The organism is Paenibacillus sp. AR247 (assembly GCF_002968895.1).
In the GTDB taxonomy this organism is placed as follows: domain Bacteria; phylum Bacillota; class Bacilli; order Paenibacillales; family Paenibacillaceae; genus Paenibacillus_AQ; species Paenibacillus_AQ favisporus.
Genome location: NZ_PCZT01000004.1, coordinates 27,198 through 31,255, shown reverse-complemented (window position 1 = coordinate 31,255; position 4,058 = coordinate 27,198). Strand labels below are relative to the sequence as shown.

3 protein-coding genes and 1 pseudogene are annotated in these 4,058 nt (G+C 63.6%); all 4 read left to right on the top strand.

Annotated features, from left to right (window positions below; translation table 11 throughout):
- Window positions 1-1,191: beta-galactosidase small subunit-related protein (locus tag CPT76_RS03405; RefSeq protein ID WP_146116145.1), on the top strand; the 1,191-nt coding region annotated here is incomplete at its 5' end.
- Window positions 1,184-1,966 (top strand): SDR family NAD(P)-dependent oxidoreductase, encoded by a 783-nt coding sequence (locus tag CPT76_RS03400; RefSeq protein ID WP_105441999.1) that lies wholly within the window; start codon window positions 1,184-1,186, stop codon window positions 1,964-1,966. The genes CPT76_RS03405 and CPT76_RS03400, both read left to right, overlap by 8 nt.
- Window positions 1,967-2,067: 101 nt before the next feature.
- The gene (gcvPA, locus tag CPT76_RS03395) at window positions 2,068-3,492 is read left to right on the top strand and encodes an aminomethyl-transferring glycine dehydrogenase subunit GcvPA (protein ID WP_105441998.1); all 1,425 of its coding nucleotides are present in this window, start codon (window positions 2,068-2,070) and stop codon (window positions 3,490-3,492) included.
- Window positions 3,489-4,058 (top strand): annotated as a pseudogene (locus CPT76_RS03390) (aminomethyl-transferring glycine dehydrogenase subunit GcvPB); the annotation flags it as partial. The gene gcvPA and the pseudogene CPT76_RS03390, both read left to right, overlap by 4 nt.

Sequence of the window (4,058 nt, the reverse complement as noted above, 5' to 3'; positions counted from 1 at the left end):
GCCGTGGGGCCGGGGGAATCGGGAGAGCTCGCGCTCCCCTTTGCTTGGGACCGTCCTGAAAGCGGTCTGGAAGCCGGGACGGAGCGGTGGCTGAACGTCGGCTTCACGCTGGCGGCCGACTGCAGCTGGGCGGAGCAGGGGCATGAAGTCGCCTGGGCGCAGCTGGCACTGCCGGCTGTGGCTCCGGCAGAGGCGTCACGGCACCAAGCAGCCCGGTCCGCCGAGAATGCGAGTCTGCGCCGGGACCTATCCGTTCAGGAACGAGGGCATGCGCTGATTCTGGCAAGCGACCGGCTCCACTTGGAAGCGAGCAGCCTTGAACCCGGCATCACTCCGCTTCGGATGAACGGCAAAGAGCTGATCCGGCGCGGACCGCGGCTGAATTTCTGGCGCGCGCCGATCGACAACGATATGTATGTGCTGGCGGACTGGCGGAAGGCGCACCTGGACCGGCTGACCGAGCGGGTGGACGATTTCCGCTGGGAGCGGCTTGGCGCGGACACGGTCCGGCTGGCCTGGTCCTCGCGGATCGCGCCGCCGGTATACGACTGGGGCTTCCGCTGCGAGACGTCGTACACGGTGACGGCGGACGGGCTTATCATCATGGACGTGGCCGGATCGCCGATCGGCACGCCGCCGTCCATGCTGCCGAAGATCGGGCTGCAGCTGCAGCTCCCGGGGGATTGTGAACGGGTGGCCTGGTACGGCCGCGGTCCCGGGGAGAGCTACTCGGACAGCAAGGAAGCCGGCCGTATTGGCGTGTACCGGAGCACGGTGGACGGCCTGTTTACACCGTACGTATATCCGCAGGAGAACGGCAACCGCACCGATGTGCGCTGGGTTTCGATGGCGGACAGCTCGGGGCTGGGGCTGCTTGCGTCGGGCTCGCCCGTACTGGAGTTCAGCGCAAGGCGGTACACGGATCAGGATCTGGAGCAGGCGCAGCACATGACAGAGCTCAAGCAGCGCGACTATATTACGCTGAACCTGGACTACCGGCAGAACGGGCTCGGCAGCAACAGCTGCGGTCCGGCGCAGGCGCCGGAGCACGCGGTGAAGCCCGAACCGTTCCGGTTCCGGATGCTGCTGCAGCCGTATATGGCGGAGGACCAGGCGCCGGAGCGGCTGAGCCGGCAGATGGCCTGGGAGGCCGCACGATACCCACTTAAGGAGGAGAACGATGATGCTTAATACACAGGACGTTTTGAACTTGTCGGGAAAAGTGGCGGTCGTAACCGGGGGAGCCTCCGGCATCGGCCTGGCCACCGCCGAGCTTCTGGCGGGCTTCGGCGCTCACGCCGTGCTGATCGATATCAATGAGGCGGCCGGGGAGGCGGCGGCCGCAGGCATCCGGGCCGAAGGAGGCTTGGCCACCTTCCGCCGCTGCGACGTCACCTCGGCCGCGGACTGCGAACGGACCGCGGGAGAAATTGCTGCCGATCTGGGAGGCATCCACATTCTGTTCAACAATGCGGGCGTCATCCGCCGCCAAAGCGTGACCGAGCTGGAGGAGCGGGATTGGGACCTGGTACTCAACGTGTCCCTCAAAGGCGTCTATCTCCTCTCGAAGTACGTCATTCCGGTGATGGAGCGGTGCGGCGGAGGCAGCATTATCAATACGGGCTCCGGCTGGGGTCTTAAGGGTGGGGACCGCGCTGCTGCCTACTGCGCCGCCAAGGCCGGCGTCGTAAACCTGACGCGGGCGATGGCGATCGACCACGGGCCGGCAAACATCCGCGTTAACTGCGTATCGCCCGGCGATACGGATACGCCGCTGCTTCGGGACGAAGCTAAGCAGCTGCAGCAGGACGAGGCGTCGTTCCTCGTCGCCTCCGCCGGGGGACGTCCGCTCGAGAGGCTCGGCACGCCGCGCGATATCGCGAATGCGGTGCTGTTTCTCGCGAGCGACCTGTCCGCCTGGGTCACGGGCAGCGTGCTCGTCGTCGACGGCGGCGGGATCGCCTAACACGAAGCACGTATCGATTTTTTCAACCCTATACAACAATCCAATCATTTCTTTAGTTCATTCTGTACAGAACGGAGGCGTTTACTTTGGCAGAACACAGAATGTATGCCCATCCTTATATACCGAATACCGTCCCGGAAGTCCGGGACGCCATGCTGCGGGAAATCGGACTGACGTCCATGGACCAGCTTCATGACGCCATTCCCGATCACCTGAAGCTGAAGCGGGAGATGGACCTCCCGCCGGCCATGAACGAATACGAGCTGCGCCGGCATATCGAAGGTGTGCTCGCCAAGAACAAGCACGGCGCGGATTACCTGAATTTTTTGGGGGCGGGCTGCTGGCAGCATTTTATTCCGGCGGTATGCGACGAAATTAACCAGCGCTCCGAATTCGTGACGGCTTATGCCGGCGAGCCCTATGAGGATCACGGCCGCTTCCAGGCGCTGTTTGAGTATCAGAGCCTGCTGGCCGAGCTGGTGGATATGGACGTCGTTAACGTTCCGACCTTTGACTGGGCGCAGGCGGCGTCCACGGCAATCCGCATGGCCGGCCGCATCACCGGGCGACGCACCGCTTTGATTCCGCGCTCGGTCGATCCGGATAAGGTCGCCATCATCCGTAATTACTGCACGCCGGTCATGGACATCCGCATGGTGGAGATCGACCCGGCCACCGGAAAAATGGACCTGGCCGATCTGGAATCCAAGCTGGACGGGGACACCGCAGCCGTTTATTTTGAGAATCCCGGGTATCTCGGCATCATCGAGGACCAAGGAGCGGACATTTCCCGCCTCGCCCATGCCGCTCAGGCATTGTCGATCGTCGGCGTGGACCCGATCTCCCTCGGCGTGCTGGAGCCGCCGGCCCGTTACGGCGCGGATATCGTCTGCGGGGACCTGCAGCCGCTCGGCATGCATATGAACTATGGCGGGGGACAGGCCGGATTTATCGCAACCCGCGACGAAGAGAAATTCGTCATGGAATACCCGTCCCGGCTGTTCGGCATCGTTCCGACGGAAGTGGAGGGCGAGTACGGCTTCGGCGACGTTGCATACGAGCGCACTTCGTTTGCGCTGCGGGAGAAGGGCAAAGAATCCGTCGGCACGCAGACCGCCCTATGGGGCATTACGGCCGGCGTCTATTTGGCCCTGATGGGACCAAACGGCATGCAGGAAGTGGGCGGAACGATCATCCAGAAGGCGAAATATGCGGCCATCCAGCTGTCCGGCATCCCGGGCGTATCGCTGCGCTTTGGCGGCACGCCGTTCTTCAAGGAGTTCGTTGTCGACTTCAACGGAACGGGACGCACCGTGGCCGACATCAACCGCCGGCTGCTTGACGAAGGGATTTTCGGCGGCAAGGATTTGTCGGCAAGCTATCCCGATTGGGGGCAGTGCGCCCTGTACTGCGTCACTGAAATTCATACCCAGGCCGACCTGGACCGCCTGGCCGGAGCCGTCCGCGCCATCGTAGGCGCAGGTGCTTCAGCGGCCGGAGCATCAGGAGAGGAGCAGACGCCATGAAAAGGATTGTCAGGGACCGGAAGGTCCGCCAGTTCCACCAAGCCAAATGGGATGAGCCGGTCATCTTTGAACTGCACCGGGCGGGAGAGCGGGGCGTCATCCCGCCGCAGGCCGAACCGGCCGTTGCAGCGGAAGCCGGCGGCGTGCAGGACGCCATTCCGGCGAACATGCGCCGCAGCCAGGCGCCTACCCTGCCGGAGATCGGGCAGGCCAAGGTGCTGCGCCATTACCTGCGCCTCTCCCAGGAGACGCTGGGCTCGGATTTGAACGTCGAAATCGGGCAGGGCACCTGCACGATGAAATACATCCCGCGGATCAACGAAATGCTGATCCGCAGCCCCCGCATGACCGAGCTCCATCCCCTCCAGGATGTGAGCTCGGTACAGGGCATGCTGGAAATCTACCACAGCCTGGACCTTGCGATGCGTGAGATTTCCGGCATGGACGCCTTTAGCTTCCAGCCTAGCAGCGGCACCCAGGCGCTGCTGGCCATGGCTTCCATCGTGCGGGCTTACCATGACTCGCGCGGGGAGGGAGAGAAGCGCGACGAGATCATCACGACGATC

Coding starts and splice junctions, on each gene's coding strand:
- CPT76_RS03400 (WP_105441999.1), top strand. CDS start 1,184: ATGCTTAATACACAGGACGTTTTGAACTTGTCGGGAAAAGTGGCGGTC.
- gcvPA (WP_105441998.1), top strand. CDS start 2,068: ATGTATGCCCATCCTTATATACCGAATACCGTCCCGGAAGTCCGGGAC.